Source organism: Novosphingobium sp. (assembly GCF_040398825.1).
In the GTDB taxonomy this organism is placed as follows: Bacteria; Pseudomonadota; Alphaproteobacteria; order Sphingomonadales; family Sphingomonadaceae; genus Novosphingobium.
Map to the genome: position 1 here is coordinate 37,220 of NZ_JBBATI010000015.1, position 25,911 is coordinate 63,130.

Here is a 25,911-nt window from a genome sequence, read left to right on the forward strand (position 1 = left end):
CGGGTGATGCGGCTGCGCGGAGTCATACTGTTGTGTACAGCGAACAGGCTTAGCGCCGGGTTAATTGGGTCAAAGATCGGCCACATCCGGCGCGGCGGTCGCCCCGGCGGTAAGAATGGCGGGATCACTGTCGGCGGCGCCATAGCGCGGGATGCTTTCGATCACCGGCACGTCGTCAATCTCGCGCTTGCCGATTTCGATATGCTTGTCGCGCAACCGGCGCCCGGCTGACAGCACGTTGCGTTCAAAACTGCCGACGAACTTGTTGTAATTGCTGACCGCGGATTCCAGTCCGCTGCCCACGCGTTTCAAATGATCGGCGGCGACGGCCAGCCGTTCGTACAATTCGCCGCCCATCTTGCCGATTTCGCGGGCTTCGCGCGCCAGCCCGTCCTGCCGCCACACTTGCGCGATAGTGCGCGCGATGGCGACCAGGTTGGTCGGGCTGGCCAGCAGCACGCGGCGTTCGAACGCATAATCCCACAGATTGGGATCGTGTTCCAGCGCGGCGGCGATGAAGTGTTCACCGGGGACGAACATCAGCACATAATCGGGCGCGTCATCAAACTGGCTCTGATACGATTTGCTGCCCAGCGTCTGGATGTGGTTGCGCATCGATTGCACATGAAGGTTGAGCGATGCGGCGCGGGCATCATCGGTGTCGGCCTCAAACGCATCCTGATAGGCGTTGAGCGAGACCTTGGCATCGATCACCAGCAGCTTGTTGCCGGGGATGCGCACGATCGCATCGGGGCGCAACCGACCTTCATCGGTATCAACCGACTGTTCGGTGACGAAATCGGTGTGTTCGGCCAGCCCGCATTGTTCCAGCACATTGCGCAATTGCAATTCGCCCCAGCGGCCGCGCGTTTTCGGCCCGTTGCGCAGCGAATTGCCCAGCTGCGCGGCGGCGGCGCGCACGGCTTCCTGCCCCACCCGCATCGATTCGATCTGGCCGGTCAGCGTGCCAAACGCATCGACACGGTCCTTTTCCAGCTTTCCCACCTGGTCCTCATAGGCTTTCAGGCGTTCGCCGACCGGGGCCAGCAGCGTTTTCAGGCGTTCGCTCTGCGCCTTTTCGCTTTCCTCAAACCGGGCATGCGCGCGGGTCAGGAACGCTTCCTGCGCCTGCGCCAGCACTTTGCTGCCGGCGTTTTCAAATTCCTTGCGCAGTTCGGCCTGCGCGGTGATCAGCAGGCGTTTCTGTTCGTCAAAATTCGCCGCATCGGCCTTCAACCGCGCCAGATCGGCCGACAGCGCTTCCCGCGATGTGCGGGTTTCGGCCAGTTCGGCGCGCAACCGGTCGGCATCGGCGGCGCGCGCCTCGGCCGTGGCCAGGCGCGGGGACAGCGCATCGCGATCGGCGCGCACACTGGCCAATTCTGCGCCAAGCACATCGATCTGCCGCACGCGTTCGGATAGCCCGGCCAGATCGACGGTCATCGCCTTTACCGTGGCTTCGTGCCCATCGGCGCGTGCGCGCCATTCGGCCATCGGTCGCGCACCCAGCATCCAGCCAATGGCCAGGCCGATGACCAGCGCCACCACGACCAGCATGGCCAGCATGGCCAGCATCAGCGAATCCACGTGAACACCCCTTCAATCCCCGGAACGAACCAAGAACTTATCAGGGGCACTGCCGGGGTTCAAGCCGCGCGGCGGATCTTTTCCAGCCGCTTGAGCACCATGCCGCGCTTTAGCCGTGACAGGTGGTCGATGAACAGGATGCCTTCCAGATGATCCATCTCGTGCTGCAGGCAGGTGGCCATCAGGTCATCCAGCTCTGCTTCGTGCACTGCACCGTCCAGATCCTGCCAGCGCGCGCGGATGCGCGCGGGGCGGGTGACCTCGGCATAAATTTCGGGCACCGACAGGCACCCTTCGTTGTACACCGTCAGTTCGGCCGAAGGTTCCAGGATTTCGGGGTTGATGAACACGCGGGGTTCGCGTTTCACCGGTGTGTGGGTGTGGCTGTGGCCGCCGTGGGCGGTGCACACTTCGGGTTCGGCATCGGGGTCATCGGGTTGCAGATCGATCACCAGAACGCGCAGCGGCACGCCGATCTGCACTGCGGCCAGGCCGATGCCTGGTGCGTCGTACATGGTGTCGAACATGTCGGCGACCAGCGCGCGCAGATCGTCGTCGAATGTTTCGACCGGTTTGGAAATCTGCTTCAGGCGCAGATCGGGCACTTCAATGATGTCACGTATAGCCATAAGCCTCAGATAATCAGCCTGAGCGCGACTCGCAAGTGCGGTTTGCCTTATCCCACGGGCCGGCGCGCGCGCAGCGCCTGCGCCAGCGTGCCTTCGTCCAGATAGTCGAGCTCGCCCCCCACCGGCAGCCCGTGCGCCAGTTGGGTCAGCCGCAGGGGAAACCCCTCCAGCCGTTCGGCCAGGTAATGCGCAGTGGTCTGCCCCTCCAGCGTGGCGTTCATCGCCAGCACCACTTCATCGATGCCACCCGCCGCCACGCGGTCGATCAGGCTGGCGATGTTCAGGTCTTCGGGCCGGATGCCATCCAGCGCCGACAGCCGCCCGCCCAGCACGTGATAGCGCCCGGTAAACAGCCGTGCACGATCGAGCGCCCACAGATCAGCAATATCCTCCACCACGCACAGCGCGCGCGCGTCGCGGCGCGGGTCGGCGCAGATGCCGCACGGGTTGGTGGTATCGACATTGCCACACATGGCGCATTCGACCAGGTGTTCGCGCACCCCGGCCAGCGCATCGACCAGCCCGGATAACGCGGTTTCGCGCCGCTTGATCAGCCACAGCACCGCGCGCCGCGCCGAACGCGGGCCCAGCCCGGGCAGGCGGGCCAATGCACTGGCCAATGCCTCGATCTCTTGCGATGCCATGCGTCGACAGATAGGGCGGGCGGCTCAAAACGAAAGTGCTAAGATGCGCGTTGTCTTTATGGGAACCCCCGAATTTGCGGTGCCGACGCTGCGCGCGCTGATCGCGGCGGGCCACAATGTCGTCGCGGTCTATTGCCAGCCGCCGCGCCCGGCGGGCCGGGGCAAGGCTTTGCATCCATCGCCGGTGCAACGCGCGGCCGAAGCGGCGGGAATCCCGGTGCTGACCCCGGTCAGCCTGAAAGGCCTGGACGAACAGGCCGTGTTCGCAGGTCACCAGGCAGAGGTTGCGGTGGTCGCCGCCTATGGCCTGATCCTGCCGCCGGCAGTGTTGGCGGCGCCCGTCCACGGCTGTCTGAATGTCCATGGCTCGATCCTGCCGCGCTGGCGCGGGGCGGCGCCGGTGCAGCGCGCGATATTGGCCGGCGATGCCGAAACCGGGGTGACCGTGATGCAGATGGAACGCGGGCTGGATACCGGGGCGATGCTGGCCACGGTGCGCGTGCCCGTCGCGGGCAAGACTGCGGGCGAACTGACCAGCGAACTGGCCGATCTGGGCGCGGCGGCGATGGTGGCGGTGCTGGCCAACCTGCCCGGGCACCCCCCGGTGGTGCAACCGGACGACGGGGTTACCTATGCGGCCAAGATCGACAAGGCGGAAAGCCGGCTGAATTTTGCGCTGGGTGCTGATGTGCTGGAACGCCAGGTGCGGGCGTTTGCGCCGGCACCGGGCGCGTTTTTTGAACGCGATGGCGAACGGTTTCGTGTGCTGGCGGCCGCTGTGGTCGATGGCACGGGCGAACCGGGCACGGTGCTGGATGATGCGCTGACGATCGCCTGCGGGACCGGTGCGCTGGTCCCCACACTGATCCAGCGCGCCGGGCGCCCGGCGATGGCGGTGGCGGCATTGTTGCGCGGTTACGCCATCCCCGCCGGCACGCGGCTGGCCTGATGCCGCGTTTTGCCCTGGTGCTGGAATGGGATGGCACGCCGTTTTTCGGGTTTCAGCGCCAGCCGCGTCAGCCGTCGGTGCAGGCCGCGGTGGAGGCGGCGCTGCTGGCGGTGACCGGTGAGGCGGTTGCGGTCCATGCCGCCGGGCGCACCGACACCGGGGTGCACGCGCGCGGCATGCCCGCGCATTTTGACCTGTCCCGCGATTTTGCACCGTTCCGATTGTCTGAGGCGATCAACGCGCTGCTGCGCCCACAACCGGTCGCGGTGGTCGATTGCCGCGTGGTGGCGGATGACTGGCACGCGCGTTTTTCGTGCGTGGGGCGTGCCTACGAATACCGCATCATCAACCGCCGCGCGCCACTGACGCTGGACCTGCACCGCGCCTGGCGGATTACGCGGCCGATCGATGCCGATGCGATGCACGATGCCGCGCAGCTGCTGGTGGGCAGCCACGATTTCACCACGTTCCGGTCGGCGCATTGCCAGGCCAAAAGCCCGATCCGCACGCTTGACCGGCTGGATGTCCGCCGCGATGGTGACCGGGTGATGATCACCGCCGCCGCCCGCAGTTTCCTGCATCACCAGGTGCGGTCGATGGTCGGATGTCTGGCGCTGGTCGGGCAGGGCATGTGGACCCGCGACGATCTGGCCGCCGCGCTCGCTGCCAAAGACCGTTGCAAATTGGGACTTAATGCGCCACCCGATGGCCTGTATTTCATGAACGCCGTCTATCCGGGAGAGAACGACCATGGTTTCCAACACGCAACTGGTATCGACGCTTGAAGCCGATGGGCAACTGACCGTCCATCTGCGCGACGAGGCGCTGCCCGACCCGACCGGGCACGAAGTGCTGGTGCGGATTGATGCGGCGCCGATCAACCCGTCCGATCTGGCGCTGCTGTTTGGCCCCGCGGACCTCGCCAATGCGCAATATTCCCCCGGCAAGATCGTGGCGACCATGCCCGAACCCGCGGTGCGCGCGATGGCGGGGCGGCTGGGCGAAGTTTGCCCGGTCGGCAACGAAGGCGCCGGCACCGTGATCGCGGCGGGCGATGCGCCCGAAGCGCAAGCCTTGCTGGGCAAACTGGTCGCGGTCATCCCCGGTGCGATGTATGCGCAATACCGGCTGGTCGATGCGCGCGCCTGCCTGGTCCTGCCCGATGGCGCTACGGCTGAACAGGGCGCAGGCGCCTTTGTCAACCCATTGACTGCACTCAGTTTTGTGGAAATGTTGCGGCGCGAAGGGCACAAGGCGCTGGTGCACACCGCCGCCGCATCAAACCTGGGCCAGATGCTGTTGCGGATTTGCCAGGCCGATGGCGTGCCGCTGGTCAACATTGTGCGGTCACCCGCGCAGGTCGCGCTGCTGAAAGGTGCCGGGGCGGAATATGTGGTCGATTCGTCGGCCGCATCGTACCACGACGATCTGATTGCCGCGATCGAGGCAACCGGCGCGACGCTGGGCTTTGACGCGATCGGCGGCGGCAAACAGGCGGGCCAGATCCTGGCGGCGATGGAACAGGTGGCCAGCAAGGGCGCCGCATTCAGCCGCTATGGTTCGAACACGTTCAAAAAGGTCTGCGTCTATGGCGCGCTCGACATGGGGCCGACGGTGTTCAACCGCTCGTTCGGCTTTTCCTGGGCGATCGCCGGGTTCCTGCTGACGCCGTTCCTGGCCGAAATCGGCGCGGAGGCGGCCGAACGGCTGCGCCAGCGCGTGCGCGACGAACTGACCACCACCTTTGCCAGCCATTACAAGGCGCGCGTGACGCTGGAACAGGCGCTGACGCGCGATGTGGCGCTGGCCTACAACGTGCGCGCGACCGGCGAAAAATACCTGATCACGCCGCACGGCTGATTTTGCAAGCTGTTGGTTAACCACGATTACGTGCCCCCGGCAGGGCGGCGCGTAACCGGATATTAACGGCACGGGGATACCCGTTGTCGGTCCGGCCGGGCGTGCTGGCGGGTCGTTCCGTGTGCGGGCGATCCACAGCCCGTGTCGGCGGGAAAGGGTGCCGTCGGTGTTCAGGTTGCGCCAGGTTCTGTCGCATCATCCGCTGTTTCTGGGCCACCTGATCGCCCAGGACGTCGACGAACACGACCGCGAATGGTTCGCCGGGTGCAAGCTCAACCATCTGCAGGCGCTGCCGGGTTACCTGTATGAACTGCTGCGCGCGGGCCTGATGGTGTGGCTCGGCGGGGTGTGGGCCGGTTGGTATGTCGCCGCCAACGCCCTGGTGACCGCAGGACTGATTGGCGGGATGCTGGCAATCGGCCGGGCGCGATTGAACCGGCAAGCCACGGTTGCGCTGTGGCTTCGCTATATGGCCTGCCGCGCGGTGGTGATTGGCGTGCTCAGCGGCGTGGCTGTGGCCTGCGCCCCCGATCAACGACTGGCGTTGGTGGTGATCGCCATTACCATGACCTATGGCGTTGAGGCTTATGCCCAATTTCCGCTGCCACGGATGGCAGTCATGGCCCAATTGCTGGGCGTGGGCGCAATGACCATCGGTCTGCTGGTCCGGCCCGGGGCACTGCCGGTGCCAGCGCTGGTGCTGTTCGCGCTGCAGGGATTGAGTGCGCATGTGCGCATTTTCAATTTCTATTACCTGTTTGCCACGCGCCGGCTGCGCACGCGCAAGCTGACCCACGCCAACGAGACGATTCAGCTGCTGCTGAACCAGTATGACGAACATGGCAGCGATTGCCTGGTGGAAACCGATGCGGCGGGCGTGGTGCGCGGCGCATCGGAACGGCTGTGCGGCATGGCCGGGCTGGCCCCGGCACAGATCAACGGGCGCAAGCTGCTCGATCTGTATGAGCCCGGCGTCGAGATCGATGCCATTCGCCACGCCTGCCACCGGCTGAAACCATTTCGCGATCTGGTGGCGCCGGTGATGACCCCGCAAGGGCAGCGTTGGTGGTTGCTGTCGGGCTGTGCGGTGTTCGATTCGGGTGGGCATCATGCCGGCTTTCGCGGGTTTATCCGCGATGTGACCGATCGCCATCACGCCGAAACCCGCGTGCGGTTTCTGGCCAACCACGACGCGCTGACGCAGATCGCCAACCGTGCCGAATTTCACGCCCGGCTGGCCGTGGCCCTGCGCGACCACCAGGCCGCAGCGCAGACAGCGGCAGAGACAAGCGCTGACAGCGGTGGCGCGATCGCCTTTGCGGTCATGTTCATCGATCTTGACCGGTTCAAACTGATCAACGATTCGCACGGCCATGCCGCGGGTGACGTGGTGCTGGTGGAATGCGCCACGCGGCTGTCGCAGCTGATCGGCGCCAACGGCATGGTGGCGCGGCTGGGCGGTGACGAATTTGCGGTGCTGTTGCATGCGCCGCAATCGGTTGACGCGGTGGTCGCGGTGGCAGAGGCGGCGATTGCCACGCTGTCGGCGCCGATCCGGCTGGATGCGCGGATTGTCCATGTCGGGGCCAGCATCGGTGTCGCGCTGGCAGGGCTGCACGGCAACAGCGGCGATGAATTGCTGCGCGCGGCCGACATGGCGCAATACGATGCCAAATCCAGCGGACGCGGTTGTGCGGTGGTCTATAGCGCCGACATGTTGCGCAGCCTGGCCGACCGTCAGGCAATGGAAATCGAACTGCGGCTGGCACTCGCGGTGGGTGAATTCGAACTGTATTATCAGCCGTTTGTCGCGCTCGCCTCGGGCGCGATTGTCGGGTTTGAAGCGCTGATCCGGTGGAACCATCCGCAACGCGGGTTGATCGAACCGGCGCAGTTCATCCCGCTGGCCGAAGCATCCGGGTTGATCCTGCCGATCGGTGAATGGGTGCTGCGCGAAGCGCTGGCAGAGGCGGCAACCTGGCCCACCGACCTGATCGTGGCGGTCAATGTGTCAGCCATGCAGCTGCGCGGCGGGGAAATCCTGCGTCAGATGGTGGCCGCGTTGTCGACCAGCGGGTTTGATCCGGCGCGGCTGGAACTGGAAATTACCGAAACCGTGCTGATCGAAAACGAGGTGCAATGCCTGGCGGTGCTGCACCGGTTGCGCAAGCTGGGCGTGCGCATTGCGCTCGATGATTTCGGCACCGGCTATTCCTCGCTCAACTATCTGCGCAGCTTTCCGTTCGACAAGATCAAGATCGACCGCTGTTTCGTGTCCGACCTGTCGCTCGATGGGGATGCCGGCGACCATGGCGACAGCGCCGCGATTGTCGAAGCCGTGCTCGATCTGGCGGCCAAGCTCAACATGGAAACCATCGCCGAGGGGGTGGAGCATGAAAGCCAGCGCGAACGGCTGCGCGCCAGCGGTTGCGACCAGGTGCAGGGCTGGCTGACCGGGCGCGCCATGCCGGCCGCAGACCTGCCGATCGCGCGCATCGGTGCGCGCGCAGCAACGCCGCGGACCGATGATCATGCTTATACCGTGCTGGCCGACGCGGTCGGAATCAGTTCCGGCGCCACCGCCGATACGCTTGACCAGCGCGCCGTTCGCCGGCGTGCTGTACCGTAAGGCTTAAGCTTTGTGCGCGATGCTTTCGGGCAGATCCTTGCCAAACACGCGCTGGTAATATTCCGCGACCAGCACGCGTTCGGTTTCATCGCACTTGTTCAGGAACGACAGGCGAAAGGCAAAGCCGATGTCGTTGAAAATCGCCGCGTTCTGTGCCCAGCTGATGACCGTGCGCGGGCTCATCACGGTGGAAATGTCCCCGCCGATAAAGCCTTTGCGGGTCAGATCGGCCACGCGCACCATCTGGCCGGCCACGGCTTCATCCAGGCCCGGCACCTTTTTGGTGACGATGTCGATTTCGGTGGCGGTGGCCAGGTAATTCAGCGCCACGACCAGGTTCCAGCGGTCCATCTGGCCCTGGTTGATCGCCTGCGTGCCGTGATACAGGCCCGACGTATCGCCCAGGCCCACGGTGTTGGCGGTGGCGAACAGGCGGAACCACGGGCTGGGGCGGATCACCCGATTCTGGTCGAGCAGTGTCAGCTTGCCCTCGGTTTCCAGCACGCGCTGGATCACGAACATCACGTCGGGGCGGCCGGCGTCATATTCGTCGAACACCAGCGCGGTCGGGGTCTGCAAGGCCCAGGGCAGCAGCCCTTCGCGAAATTCGGTTACCTGCAACCCGTCACGCAGCACGATAGCGTCGCGACCGATCAGGTCGATGCGGCTGATATGCGCATCCAGGTTGATGCGCACGCAGGGCCAGTTCAGGCGTGCGGCGACCTGTTCGATATGGGTCGATTTGCCGGTACCGTGGTACCCCTGCACCATCACCCGGCGGTTGAAGGCAAAGCCTGCCAGAATTGCCAGCGTGGTATCCGGGTCGAACACATAATTGGTGTCGATGTCGGGTACGCGTTCGTCGGCCACGCTGAACGCAGGGACGGTCATCGCGATGTCGATGCCAAACGTCGCGCGGACGTCGATCGTGGTATCGGGGGCGGAAAGCACAGTGCTGGCAGTCGTGTCGGTCATCACCTGACCGACTAGCCGCGCAGGCGCGCCGCTGCAATGCTCTTGATGCGCGCGGGCATGCGAAAATGGGCGAATGGGCCGGTGTGGCGCATGGCATTGGGGGCAATGGCGCTGGCGGGTCGTTGCGGCTTGCCTGTGCGCCCGCCGCCGGGCATTGTGCGCCGATGGCCGACCTGATCCCTGACAATTACCCCGATCTGCCCCGCCGCGACCTGCCCCCGCGTGAGGAGATGCGGTCGCAGCCCGGGGCCAGCCGCGATGATCAGGCCGCGCAGCAGCAGCAGTGACCGCCGCCCCGGTTGACGCCGGGCCGGTTCGCCCGCATCGTCGTCGGCATGTTTGATACAATCATGTCGATCGTCGTGCTGGCGATCATCGTGCTGGTGGGGGGCGCGCTTGCGCTGTGGCGGCGCGGGGTGCGCCGCCAGGCTGTGCTGATGGTGGTGGCGGCGCTGGTGCTGGCCGGCAATGTCGCGATCTGGGCGGTGCCGGTGGCCCCGCCCGCGCCGTAGCCGGAACTTACTTGATCGGGCAGTCTGGCGACAGCCGCATGTCCAGGTATCCGTCGACCGAGCGCATCATGTCATCCAGTTCGTTTTCATAGAAATGGTTGGCGCGCGGGATTTCGTCGTGGTGGATGGTGATGTGCTTTTGCGTGCGCAGCTTGTCGACCAGCTTTTGCACGGCATTGGGCGTGACCACGGTGTCGGCGACCCCCTGCACGATGATGCCTGACGCCGGGCAGGGCGCCAGAAAGCTGAAATCATACATGTTGGCGGGCGGCGAAATCGAAATGAACCCGCGCACTTCGGGGCGGCGCATCAGCAGCTGCATGCCGATCAGCGCGCCGAATGAGTAACCGGCGATCCACGTGCTCGATGCTTCGGGATGGATCTGCTGCACCCAGTCGAGCGCGGCGGCGGCATCGGACAATTCACCGATGCCATTGTCGAAACTGCCCTGGCTGCGGCCGACGCCGCGAAAATTGAAGCGCAGCGTGGCAAACCCGCGCGCCACAAAGGCGCGGTACAGCGCCTGGGTGATGCGGTCGTTCATCGTGCCGCCGGCCTGCGGATGCGGGTGCAGGATCATCGCGATCGGCGCGCGGGCGCGGGATGCGGGTTGAAAGCGGCCTTCCAGGCGACCTTCGGGACCGGGGAAGATGACTGCGGGCATCGATGATCCTGACGATAGTGTGGGCGGCACCACGCCGGCCGTAAAACCGTGGGTGTCGCCATGATATGGGGCGCCGGGTCGGAACTTTTTAGGGTTCCCGCAAAAATGCACCGACGTGAATGGGATGGATCGCTATATAGAAACCAACCTCAACAAAGCAACGCCCAAGCGAAAGAGCCGTTTTGCCCGCCCCGATCACCTATCTGGATCACGCCGCGACCACGCCGCTGCTGCCGGCGGCGCAGGCCGCGATGGCGCATGGCTTTGCGATCTGGGCCAATCCGTCCAGCCCGCACCGCGCCGGTCGCGCCGCGCGCGCCGCGCTGGAGGATGCACGCGCGCGGATCGCCGCCGCGCTGGGCTGGACCGGCGAAGTCATCCTGACCAGCGGCGCGAGCGAGGCGCTGGCGATTGCAATCACGCGCGCCCGGCGGCCGGTATCGGCGGTGTCCACTGTCGAACACGAAGCGGTGCTGCGCCACACCGGGCCTGCGCTGCGGCTGGCGGTGGATCAGGTCGGGCAGGTTATCCTGCCCGATCCGGCGGTGTTGGGCGGGCTGGTCGCGATCCAGCATGTCAACAATGAAACCGGGGTGATCCAGCCGATCGATGGCATTTATGAACAGGTGCGCGCGGCGGGCGGTGTGCTGCTGGCCGATGCCGCCCAAAGCGCCGGAAAACTGCCGCTGCCGCCGGCCGATCTGATCGCCATATCGGCGCACAAGTTTGGCGGGCCGGCGGGCACGGGCGCGTTGCTGGTGCGCGACTGGGCACTGCTCAATCCCGGCGGCGGGCAGGAGCGCGGCTATCGCGGCGGCACCGAAAACCTGCCAGGCGTGCTGGCGATGGCCGCCGCGCTGGAACAAGGGCACGACTGGATGGAAACCGCTGCAGCCATGCGCGCGCGGCTGGATGCCGGGGTCGTGGCCGCTGGTGGCCAGGTCATCGCCGCCGATGGCCCGCGCATCGCAACCATTGGTGCTATTCGTGCGCCGGGGCTGGCGGCCAATGCGCAATTGATCCGGCTGGATGCGATGGGCATCGCGGTGTCGGCGGGCAGCGCCTGTTCATCGGGGTCGCTGCGCACCAGCCATGTCCTGACCGCGATGGCGGTCGATGGCGCAGATACGGTGATCCGCGTGTCGATCGGGCGCGAAACCACGGCGGCCGACATCGATCGCTTCATCGCCGCCTGGGCGGGGCTGGTGGCGGGTACACGGCGATGATCTATCTCGATTATCAGGCGACCACCCCGCTGGCGCCCGAAGCGCGTGAGGCGATGTTGCACTGGCTGGGCGGGCCGGGCAGCGACGGGTTTGCCAATCCGCACAGCCCCTATCGCGCCGGGCGCGCCGCGGCAGCGGCGATCGAAGTGGCGCGCGATCAGGTCGCGGCGCTGTTGCCGCCCGGTGGCCGGGTTATCTTCACCTCGGGCGCGACCGAGGCGCTCAATCTGGCAATACGCGGCTGCGACGCGGGGGCGCTGGCGGTGTCGGCGATTGAACATGCTGCCGTGCTCGATACCGCACGCGCACTCGATCCGGCGCTGACGCTGCTGCCGGTCGATCGTGACGGGTTGGTCGCTGCCGATGTGGTGATTCCCGCCGGCACCGGCCTGGTGGCGGTGATGCAGGTCAACAACGAAATCGGCACGGTGCAGCCGATCAGCGCGATTGCCGCGCGCGCGCACGCCATCGGCGCGCTGGTGCTGTGCGATGCGGTGCAGGGCGCGGGCAAGCTGGCCATGCCCGATGGCGCCGACCTGATCGCGATTTCGGCGCACAAGCTGTACGGGCCAAAGGGCATCGGCGCGCTGTGGGTGCGCGACGGGGTCACGCTGGATGCGCAGATTACCGGCGGCGGGCAGGAGGCTGGCCTTCGTTCCGGCACGCTCAGCCCGGCACTGGCCGCCGGGTTTGGCGCAGCGGCGCACCTGTGCACAACCCTGTGGGAAAGCGATGCAGAACATGTGGATCGGCTGTGGATTCAGGCCCGCACGGCCTTCGCCGGCTGGGCGCTGAACGGCAGCGCCACCGCGCGCTGGCACGGCAATCTGAATGTGCGGCTGGACGGGCTGGATGCCGCGCGACTGATGTCGGAATGCCGCACCGTGGCAATTTCGGCGGGTTCGGCCTGCGCCAGCGGGTCTGGCCGCACCAGCCATGTCTTGCGCGCGCTGGGACTTTCCGACAAGGAAGCAAAAAATGCCCTGCGAATAGGGTTTGGTCGTTATACCGGGACCGAGGAGCTGGACGAGGCGATGGCGGCAATCACTGCCGCAGCGCGCGCACAAGGTTTGCCTGCCTGATTGGCAAGCAGGCCGATAACGATGATGCGATTGGGGAGCTTGATACGGATGGTCCGCGTCTGTTTCGTCACCACCGATGGCCGCCGGTGCGATGTCACCGGCCAGCCCGGCACACGCCTGCTGGAACTGGGGCAGGCGCATGGCATGCCATTGGAAGGCACCTGCGAAGGGCAGATGGCCTGTTCCACCTGCCACGTGGTGATCGCGCCCGACTGGTTTGACCGCCTGCCTGCCGCCAGCGACGATGAAGAAGATATGCTGGACCTGGCCGCCGGGGTCACCCGCACCAGCCGGCTGTCGTGCCAGATCACGCTGACCGACGATCTTGACGGGATCGAAGTGCGCATCCCCGGCGAATCGCGCGACATGCAGGGGCGCTGATCGCGATCTTTTTTGCGGGATAAGCGCGGACGCGTGCCCCGCGGGCGGTTGTATCCACGCGGGCGGGTGATAGGGTCCGCGTCAATATGGCCAAAGATACCCCGACCTTGCCCGATCCCGATCCGTTCGATGCCATCGTGGATGCGCCGTTTGATGCCGCGCTGTCCGAACGCTATCTCGTCTATGCGCTGTCGACGATCACCGCGCGGTCGCTGCCCGATCTGCGCGACGGGCTGAAACCGGTGCATCGCCGCCTGTTGTGGGCGATGCGCCAGCTAAAGCTGAACCCCACCGACGCGTTCAAGAAATCGGCACGCGTGGTTGGCGACGTGATCGGCAAATACCACCCGCATGGCGATACCTCGGTCTATGACGCGATGGTCCGCCTGGCACAGAATTTTGCGCTGCGTTATCCGCTGGTCGAAGGCCAGGGCAATTTCGGCAATATCGACGGCGATAACGCCGCCGCCTATCGCTATACCGAAGCGCGCATGACGATGACCGCGGTGCGGCTGATGGCCGGGCTGGACGAAGGCTCGGTCGATTTTCACCCGACCTACAATGGTGAGGATGAAGAACCGGAAATCTTTCCGGGGCTGTTTCCCAATCTGCTGGCCAATGGCGCGACCGGCATCGCAGTGGGCATGGCGACATCGATCCCCAGCCACAATGTTGCCGAAATTGTCGATGCCACGCTGCTGCTGATCGACAATCCGCATGTCGAACACGGCGAATTGATGAAGGTGTTCCACGGCCCCGATTTTCCCACCGGCGGCGTGGTGGTGGACAGCGCGGCGGCGATCAGCGCGGCCTATGCAACCGGCAAGGGTTCGATCCGCCAGCGCGCGCGGTTTTCCACCGGGCGCGATGCCGATGGCGATTGGGAAACCACCGGCATTGAAAAGCTGGGCGCCGGGCAATGGCAACTGGTGGTGTCCGAAATCCCCTATATGGTCGCCAAGGGCAAGCTGATCGAACAGATCGCCAACCTGATCGCGGACAAAAAGTTGCCGATACTTGAAGATGTGCGCGACGAATCCGATGAAGCGATCCGGCTGGTGCTGGTGCCCAAAAGCCGCAATGTTGATCCCGAACTGCTGAAAGAATCGCTGTTCCGGCTGACCGAGCTGGAAACGCGCTTTTCGCTCAACCTCAACGTGCTGGATTCGCGGCGCACACCCGGTGTGCTGGGGCTGAAACTGCTGTTGCAGGAATGGGTGATCGCGCAGATCGATATCATGCTGCGGCGCACCCGGCACCGGCTGGGCAAAATTGCCGACCGGCTGGAACTGCTGGGCGGCTATATCATCGCCTATCTCAACCTTGACCGGATCATCGAAATCATCCGCAACGAGGACGAGCCCAAGCCGGTGATGATCGCCAAATTTGCACTCACCGATCGCCAGGCCGAAGCGATCCTGAACATGCGGCTGCGTTCGCTGCGCAAGCTGGAAGAGATGGAATTGCGCCGCGAACGCGATACGCTGCTGACCGAACAGGGCGAACTGACCGCGCTGCTGGAAAGCCCGGCGCGCCAGCGCACGCGGCTGAAACGCGATCTGGCCGCGCTGCGCAAGGATTATGGCCCCGATACGCCGCTGGGCCGGCGGCGCACCACCATGGCAGAGGCCGCGCCGACGCGCGAATTCAACATGGATGCGATGATCGAAAAAGAACCGGTGACGGTGGTGGTGTCGCAGCGCGGCTGGATTCGCGCGGCCAAGGGCCATGTGCCGCTGGGCAGCGACAGCAACGGCGGCGATTTCAAATTCAAGGAGGGCGATGGCCCAGCGTTTGCCCTGCACGCACAGACCACCGACAAATTGCTGATCGCGCTCGACAACGGGCGGTTCTACACCATCGGGGCAGACAAATTGCCGGGCGCGCGCGGGTTTGGTGAACCGATCCGCATGCTGCTGGATATCGATCCCGATGCGCAGATCGTGGCGATCGTGCCCTGGCGCGCGGGCGGGCAATTGCTGCTCGCGGCCAATAGCGGGCGCGGGTTCGCCGCGGAAATGGACGAATTGCTGGCCGAAACGCGCAAGGGCCGCGCGGTGGTGGCAACCAAGCCCGGCGTCAAGCTGGTGGTGGTGCGCGAAATCGCCCCCGAACACGACCATGTCGCGGTGATCGGCGACAACCGCAAACTGGTGCTGTTTGCGCTGAACGAAGTGCCGGTGCTGGCCAAGGGGCAGGGGGTTGCGCTGCAACGCTATCGCGATGGCGGCATGGCCGATGCGATCAGCCTGCGCATCGAAGACGGGCTGTCGTGGCCGATGGGCGGAGACAGCGGCCGCACGCGCACCGAAAAAGACCTGTTGCCGTGGAAAGTCGCGCGTGGCGCCGCCGGACGCCTGCCCCCCAACGGGTTCCCGCGCGACAACAAATTCGTGTGATTTCAAGTAGTCCAGATCGCAACCTGACCCCCCACGTCGCCCCGGGCTTGACCCGGGGACCCGCTTCGTGCGGCTCAGCGCATCAATCCGGATGGCGACCACGCCTGTTCAAAGGCAAAGACAGCGGGACCCCGGGTCAAGCCCGGGGCGACGGTGGGGGGTGGCCCGGTTTAATCGCTACAGCGCTGGCGGTGATTGCACTGCCGATCGGAGCGCGCGCGCAAACCGCGCCGGCGGAGGACCCTCCCGCGATCGTGGTGACCGCGCCCAGTGCGGCGGACCGTGTCATGCTGCGCGACAGCCCGGTCAACGATATGGTGCTGAGCGGCGATGCGCTCAACCGCCAGCATCCCGCCAGCCTCGCCGACCTGCTCGATGCGACGCAGGGCTCGGCATCACTCAGCAATGGTACCGGCAACCCGTACCAGAATGACGTGGCGATCCGCGGGTTTCAGGCGACATCATCGCTGGGCGCGGCAACCGGCCTGTCGGTATGGCAGGATGGGGTGCGGTTGAACGAACCGTTCGGGGGCAACGTCAACTGGGACCTGATCGCGATGAATGCGGTTGGTTCGGTGGCGGTGCTGCCGGGGTCAAACCCGCTGTTCGGGCTCAACACGCTGGGCGGCGCGTTGGTGCTGACCACCAAAAACGGCGCCGACAATCCCGGTGCGGCGGTGACGGTGCAGGGCGGATCGTTCGCCCGGCGCGCGGCCATGGCGCAGGCCGGCGGCACAGCGGCCAACAAGCAATTCGACTGGTTCGTTGCCGGCGATTTTGACGAACAGGACGGTTATCGCTGGTACACGCATTCGCGCGTCGCGCGGGTCTTTGCCAAGCTGCGCTGGCACGACGCGGTCAATCATGCCGAATTGAGCGTGAGCCACGCCGATACGACGCTGAACGGCACACAGGGCCTGCCGGTGTCGCAACTGGCACAGCCGCAGTCGGCCTATACCTGGCCCGACACGGTCGCCAACCGCCAGACCGTGGCCAATCTTGTGGCGGGCGGCCGGTTTTCCGAACAATTCGGGATCAGCGGCAATGTCTATCTGCGCTGGTCCGACGCCCGCGCGCTCAACAGCAATGCCAGCCTGGGCGATGGTTGCGATGCGCCCTGCGCGGGGCTGGCCCCCGGCGGCACCGCGATCGATCGCGATGCCGCCACCGGCTATGCCGGGTCGCTGCCGCTGCACGATTATACCGGCGCGATCAACACCACGCTGGTGGGATCGGGCATTGCCCAGCGCAGCGTTGGCGGCAATGTGCTGATCGATCGCGATGTGCCGCTGGCCGGGCTGCGCAACGATTTCAATCTGGGTGGCAGCTTTGAACAGGCAACGATCGGCTATGACCAGCATGCCGATCTGGCGCGGCTGGTGGCGTACCAGGTCGTGCCGCTGACCACCAACGCGCGCTATGCCGGTGTCCCCGCCGACCCGCGCGTGAACACCATTGCCATCACATCGCACACCAGCGCATTCACGCTGTTTGTGCGCGACATGGTCACGTTGACGCCGACATTGAGCGTGACCGGATCGTTAAGCTGGACGTCAACCCGGGTCAGCCTGCGCGGCACCCGCACCACGCTGCTGGGGGATGATGGCGGCTACAACTGGGCCGACGCCGATGGCACCATGTGGTACAATCCGGCCTATCTGGGCGCGCACAGCTGGGATGCCGCCACCGGCCAGTTGGCAACCGCCGGTGTGCCGGATGGCGCGCTGGCCGGGCCGCAGAGCGATGCCGTGGTGGGCACGCATCGCTATTCCCGCATTAACCCCGCGCTGGGGCTGACTTGGAATCCCCGCGCGCGCATCGGCCTGTTCGCCAGTGTCAGCCAGGCGATGCGCGCGCCCACCGCGATCGAACTGGCCTGTGCCGATCCGGCGCGACCCTGCGCGCTGCCCACCGGGTTCAACGGTGATCCCGATCTGCGCGCGGTGGTGGCGCACAGTCTGGAACTGGGTGTGCGGGGCCGCATCGGCCGCCGCATCGGTTTCAACGCCGCCGCATATCGCACGCGGGTCACCAACGATATCCAGTTTGTGTTTGCGCCATCGGGCCTCGGCCATTTCGCCAACCTGGGCCAGACCGAACGGCAGGGGTTTGAACTGGCGCTGACCGCGGATTGGACGCGGGTGCAATTGTCGGCCAGTTACGGCCATGTCGCGGCGCACACCCGCGACGCGTTTGTCGATGCGCAGGGTGATCTGGTCGTGCCGGGCGCGCGCATCGCCGGCATCCCCGCGCAATCGCTGAAACTGGCCATGCGCTGGCAACCGGCGCGTGACCTGCGGCTGGGCGCCAACCTGACCGCGGTGTCGGACCAGGTGGCGCATGGCGATGAGGCTGCGCGCCAGCCTCCGGTGCCCGGCTATGCGCTTGTCGCGGTGGATGCGAAGCTGATGCCGTGGCCCGGGCTTGAGCTGTTCGCCACGGTCACCAATCTGTTCGATCGGCGCTATGCCACGTTCGGCGTGCTCGGCGGCAATGTCTATACCGGCGGGACCGAACAGTTCCGCACGCCTGCGCCCGGCCGTGCGCTGCTGGCCGGGGTCACCTGGCGCTTTGGTCAGGGTGAACGGCGCGCGGATTGATTGCGCGGAGCTTGGCTGCCGGCATGGCATCGGTTAGGCTCAGTCAAATTCAGGGGGTTGCATGCGCCTAGGTTGGGACGAAATCAAACGGCGCGCCAAGGCGTTCAGCCATGACTGGAAGCACGCACATTACGAACGCGGCCAGACGCAGACATTCTACAACGAATTTTTCGAAATTTTCGGCATCAAGCGCAAACAGGTGGCGATCTATGAACAGCGGGTAAAACTGCTGAACAACCGCCACGGGTTTATCGATCTGTTCTGGCCCGGCGTGTTGCTGGTCGAACAGAAAAGCGCCAATCTCGATCTTGGCCGGGCGCAAGGGCAGGCGCTTGATTATGTCGAGGGTGTCCACCCGACGCAGCAACCGCGCTGGGTGCTTTCCTGTGATTTTCAGACGTGGGTGCTGCTCGATCTGGAAACCGGGCGTGAACTGAAGTTCGCGCTGGCCGATCTGCACAAAAATATCCTGGCGTTCGATTTCATGCTGGGCCGCAAGGTCAGTTTTGAAACGCAGGCAGCCGTCACCATCAAGGCGGCGGAGTTGATGGGCAAATTGCACGATGCGCTGGCCGACACCGGCTATGTGGGTCACGATCTTGAACAAGTGCTGGTACGGCTGCTGTTCTGCCTCTTTGCCGATGACACCGGAATCTTTCAGCCAAAGGATATTTTCCTGCAACTGATTGAAAATGACACCCGGCCCGATGGCAGCGATGTGGGTCGGGTGCTGAACGATCTGTTTGACGTGCTTGATACGCCGGAAAACGCCCGGCAATCGACGCTGCAGGCGGAATTGAACGCGTTTCCCTATGTCAACGGCGGCCTGTTTGGCGAACGTGTGCGTACCCCGCATTTCACCCAGGCGATGCGCGATCATCTGTTGGATGCGGCGCGACACGATTGGTCGGGCGTGTCGCCCGCCATTTTCGGATCGCTGTTCCAATCGGTGATGGATGCCAAACAGCGCAGGGCCAAGGGCGCGCACTATACGTCCGAAGCCAATATCATGAAGGTCATTGGGCCGCTGTTCCTTGATGATTTGCAGGCAGAACTCGCGGCAATCATCCAGCGGCGCAGCGGGCGCGAACGTGAACTGGCGAAATTTCAGGAAAAGCTGGTCCGACTGACATTTTTTGACCCGGCCTGCGGTTGCGGCAATTTTCTGGTGATCGCCTATCGCGAAATCCGCCGGCTGGAACTGGAAGCCCTGCGTGCGCAATATGCCGATCAGCAGATCGATGCCGCGCTGCTGTCGCGGGTGACCGTCGATCAGTTCTATGGCATTGAATATGAGGAATTTCCGGCGCGCATTGCCGAAGTGGCGATGTGGATGATGGACCATATCGCCAACAACGCGCTGAACGAGGCATTCCGCCTGAACTATGCCCGCATCCCGCTGAAGGATTCCGCGCACATCCTGCACGGCGACGCGCTGGAAACGGATTGGGCCACGCTGCTGCCTCCTGATCGGTGCAAGTACATTCTGGGCAATCCGCCGTTTGTGGGGGCCAAGTACCAGAGCGAGTTTCAACGCGCGCAAGTGCGGCGCATTGCCGGGCTTGGTGGCAGCGGGGGCACGCTGGATTATGTGGCGGCGTGGTTTATCAAGGCGGGCGCCTATATTTCTGGTTCCAATACGCTGAATTTTAAATACAATTCATCAGCGATCAGCGATCAGCGATCAGCGATCAGCGATCAGCGATCAGCGCGCCCGATTCGCGTCGCCTTTGTTTCGACCAATTCAATCACGCAGGGTGAACAGGTCGCACAGCTTTGGCCGATATTGTTCAACCGGCACGGACTCGAGATTGAGTTTGCGCACCGTACTTTTAGTTGGGGGAGTGAGGCCAGAGGGGCAGCTCATGTACATGTCGTTATCATCGGGTTTACCCACCACAATTTTGAAACATCTGAAAAGCGGCTGTTTTCTTATCCAAGTATCAAGGGTGATCCGGTCGAAAGTCGCCATGTTAGTTTGACCGCTTATTTGTTCGATGGTCACGGGGTCGTAAACCGTCATCTGGTGGTAAAAGAGGAAAGCGGACCAATAAACGGTGCTCGAAAGCTCGTGAGCGGCAGCCAGCCAATTGACGGTGGAGCGCTTATTTTCACTTCACGGGAACGGTCTGAATTTGTAGCCGGTGAGCCAGGCGCGGCTCGATGGATGCGTCGCTTTGTCGGTGCGGAAGATTTTATTAATGGTGGAGAGCGCTGGATACTAGCCCTGCAAGATGCAGCACCTGTTGAATTACGGGGCATGACAAATGTGCGAGAGCGTCTCGAAGCAGTGCGTGATTTTCGGAAAAAAAGTCAGCGCAAAAGCACGCTCGCACTCGCAGATTCTCCCAGTCGGTTTAACGTAGAGGTAATCCCGAGTTCACCTTTTTTGGTAATACCTGAGGTTAGCTCAGAGAGGCGGGAATATATTCCCCTCGGTTGGCTTGAGCCACCAACTATACCAAGTAATAAGTTGCGATTGCTGCCGAACGCAACGCTTTGGGAGTTTGGACTATTAACAAGCCGCGCACATATGGCTTGGACTGCGCACATTGGGGGCAGATTGAAAAGCGATTTTCAATACGGAATAGGACTGAATTACAACACTTTCCCATGGCCCGACACAACGCCCGCCCAACGCGCGAAAGTTGAGGCGCTGGCGCAGGCCGTGCTTGACGCCCGCGCGGTGCATACCACGTCCAGCCTTGCCGATCTCTATGATCCGGACACGATGCCCGGCAACCTGCGCCGCGCGCACACCGCGCTCGATCTGGCGGTGGACCGGTTGTATCGCGCGGCGCCGTTCGCCACTGATCGTGACCGGGTGGAACATCTGTTCGGGCGCTATGAGGCGCTGGTAAACCCGCTGGAACGGCTGGGCGTGGCGCGCAACCGGCGCAACGCGCGAAAGGCGAAGGATGGCGCATGATTTCGCAACGTGCCAGATTTCTTGCTCCCCTCCCCTTCAGGGGAGGGGCTGGGGGTGGGGCCTGTCCAGATAGCTCGGCGTATGGGCACGGCCCCCACCCCAGCCCCTCCCCTGAAGGGGAGGGGCTCTGTTCAGGCGCGATGCCTTATTCCACCACCTTGTGCCGGTCGGGCATGACCGTGCCGGTGGCGGCATAATAGACCGCCTCTGCCACGTTGGTGGCGTTGTCGCCGATGCGTTCGATGTTGCGCGCGACCAGCAGCAGTTCGGTGGCGGTGATCACGTTGGCGGCCTGTTCGTGCAGGTGGTCGATCAGGTTGCGGATCAGTTCGCGGTACAGCGCATCGACCTGGTCATCGCGCGCCACCACATGTTCGGCCAGACCCACGTTTTGCGCGGCATAGGCATCCAGCGCGGAATGGATCATCCCTTCGGCAATTTCGGCAATGGCAGGCACCTGGGCCAGCGGGCCAAAGCGGAAATCCTGAATTTTCAGCGTGCTGCGCGCGATGTTCTTGGCATGGTCGCCCACCCGTTCCAGCATCCCGGAAATCTTGAACGCGGCCACCACCCGGCGCAGGTCGCTGGCCACGGGCGCACGCAACGCAATGAGCTGGATCGCCAGCCGCTCCACCTCTGCCTCGATCGCATCCAGCCGTTTGTCGCGCGCGATAACCTCGCTCGCCAGGTCGTGATTGCCATATTGCAGCGCCTCGATCGCTTCGCGGATCTGGCTTTCCGCCAGGCCGCCCATTTCCGCAATCAGCGCATCCAGCTGACCCATGTCGTCATCAAATGCGCGAAGAGTGTGATCGTGCTGCATGGCCGTTGCCTCCTGCGCCGCCGTCAACCGAACCGGCCGGTGATGTAATCCTGCATCTGCTTGGTTTCGGGCGACACGAATGCGTCGGACGAAGGACGAAATTCGATCATTTTTCCCAGCAGCATGAACCCGGTGTAATCCGAAATGCGCGCCGCCTGTTGCAGGTTGTGGGTGACGATCACGATGGTCAGCGAATCTTTCAGCTCCATCAGCGTGCTTTCCAGCTTTGCCGTGGACAGCGGGTCAAGCGCAGAGGCGGGCTCGTCCAGCAGCAGGACATCGGGATTGATGGCAATCCCGCGCGCCACGCACAGCCGCTGTTGCTGCCCGCCCGACAGGCCAAGGCCGGACGTCGCCAGCTTGTCCTTCACTTCGTCCCACAGCGCGGCGCGCACCAGCGACCGTTCGACAATCTCGTCCATTTCCGCGCGCGCCACGCTGCGATGCAGCCGCACGCCAAAGGCAATGTTGTCATAGATCGACATCGGGAACGGCGTCGGGCGCTGAAACACCATGCCGATCCGCGCGCGCAGCTGTTCGGAATTCTTGGCCTGATCCAGGATGTTTTCGCCATCGAACATGATCTCGCCGCTGGCGGTCTGCCCGGGATAGAGGTCATAAATGCGGTTGAGCGTGCGCAGCAGCGTCGATTTGCCACACCCCGACGGGCCGATCAGCGCGGTAACCTTGTTGCGCGCAACCGGCAGGTCGATGCCCCACAGCGCCTGGTTCTTGCCATAGAAAAAATCCAGATTGTGCACATCGATCACCCGGTCGCCCTGCGGCGGCGGGATCATCACGGTCGGGATATCGCGGTTCGGTTCTTCAAAAGTCACTTTTGCGTGCTCCCCCGCGTCAAGGCACGGCCCAGGATATTGGTGGTCAGGACGGTCACCGCAATGATCAGCGCGCCGGCCCAGGCCAGCCGCTGCCAATCGTCATAGGCGCTCATCGCAAATTGAAAGATGGTCGTCGGCAGCGCCGCCATCGGCTGGTTCAGCCTGAAGCTGAGAAACGGATTGCCGAGCGTAGTGAACAGCAATGGCGCGGTTTCGCCGCTGATCCGCGCAAAGCTGAGCAGCGCGCCGGTCATCAGCCCCGATGTGCTGGCGCGCCAGATGATCGACCGGATGACCAGGCCACGGTTGGCGCCCAGTGCCATCCCCGCTTCACGCAGGGCATAGGGCTGCAACCGCATGATGTCCTCGGTCGCGCGGGTGGCCACCGGCATCGCCAGCAATGCCAGCGCGACCGCCCCGGCCGCAGCGGAAAACCCCTGGAACGGCCGCACCAGCAATTCATAGACAAACAGCCCGATCAGGATCGACGGTGCCGAAATCAGGATGTCGTTCAAAAACCGCACGACCGTGGCCAGCCGGGTGCCATCGCCATATTCGGCCAGCCAGGTGCCGGCCAGAATGCCGATGAACAGCGCGATCACCATGCCCACCGCGCACATGATGAGCGACCCGACGATGGCGTTCAACAGCCCGCCCGGCATGTCCGGCGGCGGCTGGCTAAGCGTGAACACCTGGATGTTCATCCCGGCCAGGCCCTTGACCACCAGCGTTTCCATGATCAGCGCCAGCGCGATCAGCGCGATCGCGGTGGCAATCCCGGTCAGCGCCAGAAACACATAGTTGTAGATCTTGCGCCGGCGATGCAGCCGCCGGTCGAAATTGGCAGGTTTGGATGCCGTCACGGTCATTTCGTGCCTCCCCGGCCCAGCAGCAGCCGTGCCAGCGCGATCGTGACAAAGGTGATCATGAACAGCACCAGCCCCAGCGCCACCAGCGCAGACAGATGCATGTCGCCCGTCGCCTCGGTAAATTCGTTGGCAATGGTCGATGAAATGGTCGATCCTGAATCAAACAGGCTGTGCGGAAAATTGTGGCTGTTGCCGATGATAAAGGTCACCGCCATGGTTTCGCCCAGCGCGCGGCCCAGCCCCAGCATGACCGCACCGATCGCGCTTTTCTGCACATAGGGCAGCATGATCCGCACCACCACTTCGCGCTGGGTACAGCCCAGGCCATAGGCCGCTTCACGCATGTGCGATGGCACCGACATCAGCAATTCGCGCAGGATGGCGGCCATATAGGGCAGGATCATCACCGCCAGGATCAGCGACGCGGTAAAAATGTTGGCGCCATTGGGCACGCCGGAAATAAACGATTCCAGCCACGATCCGGGTTGCGCCGCCATCATCAGCGGCAATTGGATATTGGCGGCAAACCATGGCGCCAGCACAAACAGGCCCCACATGCCGTATACGATCGATGGGATGCCCGCCAACAGTTCGACCGCGATCGCCAGCCAGCGGGCGATGCCCTGCGGACAGATTTCGACCAGGAACACCGCCACGCCGACCGCCACCGGCAGCGACAGCACCAGCGCCAGAAACGCGGTGACCAGCGTGCCGACGATCGGCGCGGCGGCACCATACTGGTCCGCCACCGGGTCCCACGTGCTGGTGGTGAAAAAGCTGATGCCGAAATGGCTGAGCGCCAACCATCCGCCCGAAACCAGCGACCCGACCAGCCCCAGCAGCGCCGCCATCATCGCCAGCACGGCCCCCAGGCACAGCCAGCGGAACGCGGTATCGTTGCGCGGTTTGGCGGCGGCACCCGGCAAGGTTTGGTGATCGGGGGATGCCGCAGATGCCATGGCTGACATCATTTGCCGTTATAGACTGGCCGGCCGCCCGTCTTGATTTCATTGGACCACTGGCGGCGGATCAGATCCTTGACCGGGCCGGGCAACGGCACATAGTCCAGCGCGATCGCGGTCTTGTCACCGGTTTTATACGCCCAGTCGAAAAACCGCAGCACGGCCGCCGTACGCCCGGGGTTGGCCGGGTTGCGCGGGACCAGCACAAACGTCGCGCCGCTGATCGGCCAGGCGTTTTGCCCTGGTTGATCGACCAGCATGATATAGTTGCCGGGAACTTTGCCCCACGGTGCGCTGGCGGCGGCAGCGGCAAAGGCGCCGACATTGGGTTGCGGAAACTTGCCGGCGGCATTCTGCACGAGCGCCAGCGTCACCTTGTCCTTGCGCGCATAGACATATTCGACATAGCCGATCGAACCCGGCGTCTGTTTGACAAACGCGGCCACGCCATCGTTGCCCTTGCCGCCCAGCCCGGTTTTCCAGTTGACCGAATCGTTGGCGCCGACGGTGTTGGCCCAGGCCTGGCTCTTGTGCGACAGATAGCTGGTGAACACGAAGGTGGTGCCCGAACCGTCGGAGCGGTGGACCACCGTCACCGGCAGGCCGATCAGTTTCACACCCGGATTGATGCGCGTGATCTGCGGATCGTTCCAGCGCGTGATACGGCCCAGGAAGATGTTGGCCAGCACATCGCCGGTCAGGTGCAACTGGCCCGGGTTGACGCCGGGCAGGTTGACGATCGGCACGATGCCGCCGACCACGGTGGGAAACTGGCTGAGCCCGAACTTGTTGAGATCGGCCAATTGCAGTGGTTTGTCGGTGGCGCCGAAATCGACCGTCTTGGCCTCGATCTGGCGAATGCCCCCGCCCGAACCGATCGCCTGATAGTTCATTTCATTGTTGCTGGCACTTTTGTAGCCCTGCGCCCACGCCGTGAAGATCGGGGCCGCGAAGGTTGATCCTGCACCGGTAAAGCTGTCGGCATTGGCAACGCCGGTCAGTGTCACGGCCAGGCCGGCGCCGATCATGATTTGCTTGAACATCATAAGATCCCTTTTGGCTCTTGAAAATTCGCAAGAAACGTCTGCCCCTGAACAGGGCGGGGGGCATGGGGTTGGCGCGGTCTTCCGGTACTTGTTCCGGCCAACTGAGGCAAGAGCAGGAAACCTTAGCTGGCGGATGTGTCACATCAGTGAAACCCGCAGGATAGATTGATGGCGGCACGATCGCCACGGTTGCGCCGCGCTGCGGCCATTTGGGGCGTGGCACATACCGTCGCACCGGTGGCCACCATCCGCACTGGCAAAGAAAGTTTCAACACCGGGTTAGGGATAACCACCTCTTAACCACAC

At 64.0% G+C, this 25,911-nt stretch carries 22 protein-coding genes; 12 read left to right on the forward strand and 10 right to left on the reverse strand.

Annotation, left to right across the window (positions count from 1 at the left end; genetic code table 11):
- Positions 1 to 69: 69 nt before the first annotated feature.
- The 3 genes from ABWP89_RS09475 to recR all read right to left on the reverse strand — a co-directional run bounded on the left by ABWP89_RS09475 (position 70) and on the right by recR (position 2,860).
- A complete protein-coding gene (locus tag ABWP89_RS09475) occupies positions 70 to 1,575 on the reverse strand; it encodes a DNA recombination protein RmuC (protein ID WP_502915269.1) in 1,506 nt (501 codons plus the stop codon).
- A gap of 71 nt (positions 1,576 to 1,646) precedes the next feature.
- Complete coding sequence (def, locus tag ABWP89_RS09480) at positions 1,647 to 2,216, reverse strand: peptide deformylase (protein WP_353228855.1); 570 nt, start codon at positions 2,214 to 2,216, stop codon at positions 1,647 to 1,649.
- A 47-nt stretch (positions 2,217 to 2,263) separates the two neighbouring features.
- Positions 2,264 to 2,860: a recombination mediator RecR gene (recR, locus tag ABWP89_RS09485; RefSeq protein ID WP_353228856.1), complete on the reverse strand. Its 597-nt coding sequence runs from the start codon at positions 2,858 to 2,860 to the stop codon at positions 2,264 to 2,266.
- Between the two features lie 43 nt (positions 2,861 to 2,903).
- Here recR and fmt point away from each other — a divergent pair, with 43 nt between their 5' ends.
- From fmt to ABWP89_RS09505, 4 genes are all read left to right on the forward strand, one after another.
- On the forward strand, positions 2,904 to 3,809 hold the full coding sequence (fmt, locus tag ABWP89_RS09490) for a methionyl-tRNA formyltransferase (protein ID WP_353228858.1): 906 nt from the start codon (positions 2,904 to 2,906) through the stop codon (positions 3,807 to 3,809).
- Positions 3,809 to 4,594: a tRNA pseudouridine(38-40) synthase TruA gene (gene truA / locus ABWP89_RS09495; protein WP_353228859.1), complete on the forward strand. Its 786-nt coding sequence runs from the start codon at positions 3,809 to 3,811 to the stop codon at positions 4,592 to 4,594. Before fmt ends, truA begins: the two co-directional genes overlap by 1 nt.
- Positions 4,560 to 5,669, forward strand: coding sequence for a zinc-binding dehydrogenase (locus tag ABWP89_RS09500; RefSeq protein WP_353228860.1), 1,110 nt, complete (start codon positions 4,560 to 4,562; stop codon positions 5,667 to 5,669). The genes truA and ABWP89_RS09500 overlap by 35 nt, the downstream gene beginning before the upstream one ends.
- Before the next feature lie 166 nt (positions 5,670 to 5,835).
- A complete protein-coding gene (locus tag ABWP89_RS09505; protein ID WP_353228861.1) occupies positions 5,836 to 8,298 on the forward strand; it encodes a putative bifunctional diguanylate cyclase/phosphodiesterase in 2,463 nt (820 codons plus the stop codon).
- 3 nt (positions 8,299 to 8,301) lie between these two features.
- Here ABWP89_RS09505 and cobS read toward each other — a convergent pair whose 3' ends face one another.
- On the reverse strand, positions 8,302 to 9,273 hold the full coding sequence (cobS, locus tag ABWP89_RS09510; protein WP_353228862.1) for a cobaltochelatase subunit CobS: 972 nt from the start codon (positions 9,271 to 9,273) through the stop codon (positions 8,302 to 8,304).
- A gap of 65 nt (positions 9,274 to 9,338) precedes the next feature.
- On the opposite strand from cobS, the gene ABWP89_RS09515 reads away from it, so the two are divergent.
- Together ABWP89_RS09515 and ABWP89_RS09520 are read left to right on the forward strand one after the other, a co-directional pair.
- On the forward strand, positions 9,339 to 9,560 hold the full coding sequence (locus ABWP89_RS09515) for a hypothetical protein (protein WP_353228863.1): 222 nt from the start codon (positions 9,339 to 9,341) through the stop codon (positions 9,558 to 9,560).
- A 48-nt stretch (positions 9,561 to 9,608) separates the two neighbouring features.
- Positions 9,609 to 9,785 carry a hypothetical protein gene (locus tag ABWP89_RS09520; protein WP_353228864.1) on the forward strand — a complete coding sequence of 59 codons (177 nt, stop codon included), beginning with the start codon at positions 9,609 to 9,611 and terminating at the stop codon, positions 9,783 to 9,785.
- A gap of 7 nt (positions 9,786 to 9,792) precedes the next feature.
- Here the strand turns inward: ABWP89_RS09520 and ABWP89_RS09525 are convergent, their stop codons facing one another.
- Positions 9,793 to 10,449, reverse strand: coding sequence for an alpha/beta hydrolase (locus ABWP89_RS09525; protein WP_353228866.1), 657 nt, complete (start codon positions 10,447 to 10,449; stop codon positions 9,793 to 9,795).
- 182 nt (positions 10,450 to 10,631) lie between these two features.
- Here ABWP89_RS09525 and ABWP89_RS09530 point away from each other — a divergent pair, with 182 nt between their 5' ends.
- The 6 genes from ABWP89_RS09530 to ABWP89_RS09555 all read left to right on the forward strand — a co-directional run bounded on the left by ABWP89_RS09530 (position 10,632) and on the right by ABWP89_RS09555 (position 21,066).
- Complete coding sequence (locus ABWP89_RS09530; RefSeq protein ID WP_353228868.1) at positions 10,632 to 11,675, forward strand: cysteine desulfurase family protein; 1,044 nt, start codon at positions 10,632 to 10,634, stop codon at positions 11,673 to 11,675.
- Positions 11,672 to 12,757, forward strand: a complete 1,086-nt coding sequence (locus tag ABWP89_RS09535; protein ID WP_353228870.1) for a cysteine desulfurase family protein — start codon at positions 11,672 to 11,674, stop codon at positions 12,755 to 12,757. The genes ABWP89_RS09530 and ABWP89_RS09535 overlap by 4 nt, the downstream gene beginning before the upstream one ends.
- A gap of 48 nt (positions 12,758 to 12,805) precedes the next feature.
- Positions 12,806 to 13,138, forward strand: coding sequence for a 2Fe-2S iron-sulfur cluster-binding protein (locus ABWP89_RS09540; protein ID WP_353228872.1), 333 nt, complete (start codon positions 12,806 to 12,808; stop codon positions 13,136 to 13,138).
- Positions 13,139 to 13,224: 86 nt separating this feature from the next.
- Positions 13,225 to 15,537, forward strand: a complete 2,313-nt coding sequence (gene parC, locus ABWP89_RS09545) for a DNA topoisomerase IV subunit A (RefSeq protein ID WP_353228874.1) — start codon at positions 13,225 to 13,227, stop codon at positions 15,535 to 15,537.
- A 191-nt stretch (positions 15,538 to 15,728) separates the two neighbouring features.
- On the forward strand, positions 15,729 to 18,137 hold the full coding sequence (locus tag ABWP89_RS09550; protein ID WP_353228876.1) for a TonB-dependent receptor: 2,409 nt from the start codon (positions 15,729 to 15,731) through the stop codon (positions 18,135 to 18,137).
- Between the two features lie 61 nt (positions 18,138 to 18,198).
- Positions 18,199 to 21,066, forward strand: a complete 2,868-nt coding sequence (locus tag ABWP89_RS09555) for a DNA methyltransferase (RefSeq protein ID WP_353228878.1) — start codon at positions 18,199 to 18,201, stop codon at positions 21,064 to 21,066.
- A gap of 145 nt (positions 21,067 to 21,211) precedes the next feature.
- Here the strand turns inward: ABWP89_RS09555 and phoU are convergent, their stop codons facing one another.
- Genes phoU through pstS form a run of 5 tightly spaced genes read right to left on the reverse strand, consistent with a single transcriptional unit; the run spans position 21,212 to position 25,602 of the window.
- Positions 21,212 to 21,889: a phosphate signaling complex protein PhoU gene (gene phoU, locus ABWP89_RS09560; RefSeq protein WP_353228880.1), complete on the reverse strand. Its 678-nt coding sequence runs from the start codon at positions 21,887 to 21,889 to the stop codon at positions 21,212 to 21,214.
- 23 nt (positions 21,890 to 21,912) lie between these two features.
- A complete protein-coding gene (gene pstB / locus ABWP89_RS09565) occupies positions 21,913 to 22,686 on the reverse strand; it encodes a phosphate ABC transporter ATP-binding protein PstB (protein WP_353228914.1) in 774 nt (257 codons plus the stop codon).
- A 35-nt stretch (positions 22,687 to 22,721) separates the two neighbouring features.
- Complete coding sequence (gene pstA / locus ABWP89_RS09570; protein WP_353228881.1) at positions 22,722 to 23,597, reverse strand: phosphate ABC transporter permease PstA; 876 nt, start codon at positions 23,595 to 23,597, stop codon at positions 22,722 to 22,724.
- A complete protein-coding gene (pstC, locus tag ABWP89_RS09575; RefSeq protein WP_353228883.1) occupies positions 23,594 to 24,556 on the reverse strand; it encodes a phosphate ABC transporter permease subunit PstC in 963 nt (320 codons plus the stop codon). Before pstC ends, pstA begins: the two co-directional genes overlap by 4 nt.
- An 8-nt stretch (positions 24,557 to 24,564) precedes the next feature.
- Positions 24,565 to 25,602 carry a phosphate ABC transporter substrate-binding protein PstS gene (gene pstS, locus ABWP89_RS09580; protein WP_353228884.1) on the reverse strand — a complete coding sequence of 346 codons (1,038 nt, stop codon included), beginning with the start codon at positions 25,600 to 25,602 and terminating at the stop codon, positions 24,565 to 24,567.
- Positions 25,603 to 25,911 lie beyond the last annotated feature (309 nt).

Bases quoted from the DNA above. Each gene is read 5' to 3' on its own strand.
- ABWP89_RS09475 (WP_502915269.1), bottom strand. From the start codon at position 1,575: ATGCTGGCCATGCTGGCCATGCTGGTCGTGGTGGCGCTGGTCATCGGC.
- def (WP_353228855.1), bottom strand. From the start codon at position 2,216: ATGGCTATACGTGACATCATTGAAGTGCCCGATCTGCGCCTGAAGCAG.
- recR (WP_353228856.1), bottom strand. From the start codon at position 2,860: ATGGCATCGCAAGAGATCGAGGCATTGGCCAGTGCATTGGCCCGCCTG.
- fmt (WP_353228858.1), top strand. From the start codon at position 2,904: ATGCGCGTTGTCTTTATGGGAACCCCCGAATTTGCGGTGCCGACGCTG.
- truA (WP_353228859.1), top strand. From the start codon at position 3,809: ATGCCGCGTTTTGCCCTGGTGCTGGAATGGGATGGCACGCCGTTTTTC.
- ABWP89_RS09500 (WP_353228860.1), top strand. From the start codon at position 4,560: ATGGTTTCCAACACGCAACTGGTATCGACGCTTGAAGCCGATGGGCAA.
- cobS (WP_353228862.1), bottom strand. From the start codon at position 9,273: ATGACCGACACGACTGCCAGCACTGTGCTTTCCGCCCCCGATACCACG.
- ABWP89_RS09515 (WP_353228863.1), top strand. From the start codon at position 9,339: ATGGGCGAATGGGCCGGTGTGGCGCATGGCATTGGGGGCAATGGCGCT.
- ABWP89_RS09520 (WP_353228864.1), top strand. From the start codon at position 9,609: ATGTTTGATACAATCATGTCGATCGTCGTGCTGGCGATCATCGTGCTG.
- ABWP89_RS09525 (WP_353228866.1), bottom strand. From the start codon at position 10,449: ATGCCCGCAGTCATCTTCCCCGGTCCCGAAGGTCGCCTGGAAGGCCGC.
- ABWP89_RS09535 (WP_353228870.1), top strand. From the start codon at position 11,672: ATGATCTATCTCGATTATCAGGCGACCACCCCGCTGGCGCCCGAAGCG.
- ABWP89_RS09540 (WP_353228872.1), top strand. From the start codon at position 12,806: ATGGTCCGCGTCTGTTTCGTCACCACCGATGGCCGCCGGTGCGATGTC.
- parC (WP_353228874.1), top strand. From the start codon at position 13,225: ATGGCCAAAGATACCCCGACCTTGCCCGATCCCGATCCGTTCGATGCC.
- ABWP89_RS09555 (WP_353228878.1), top strand. From the start codon at position 18,199: ATGCGCCTAGGTTGGGACGAAATCAAACGGCGCGCCAAGGCGTTCAGC.
- phoU (WP_353228880.1), bottom strand. From the start codon at position 21,889: ATGCAGCACGATCACACTCTTCGCGCATTTGATGACGACATGGGTCAG.
- pstB (WP_353228914.1), bottom strand. From the start codon at position 22,686: ATGATCCCGCCGCCGCAGGGCGACCGGGTGATCGATGTGCACAATCTG.
- pstA (WP_353228881.1), bottom strand. From the start codon at position 23,597: ATGACCGTGACGGCATCCAAACCTGCCAATTTCGACCGGCGGCTGCAT.
- pstC (WP_353228883.1), bottom strand. From the start codon at position 24,556: ATGGCATCTGCGGCATCCCCCGATCACCAAACCTTGCCGGGTGCCGCC.
- pstS (WP_353228884.1), bottom strand. From the start codon at position 25,602: ATGTTCAAGCAAATCATGATCGGCGCCGGCCTGGCCGTGACACTGACC.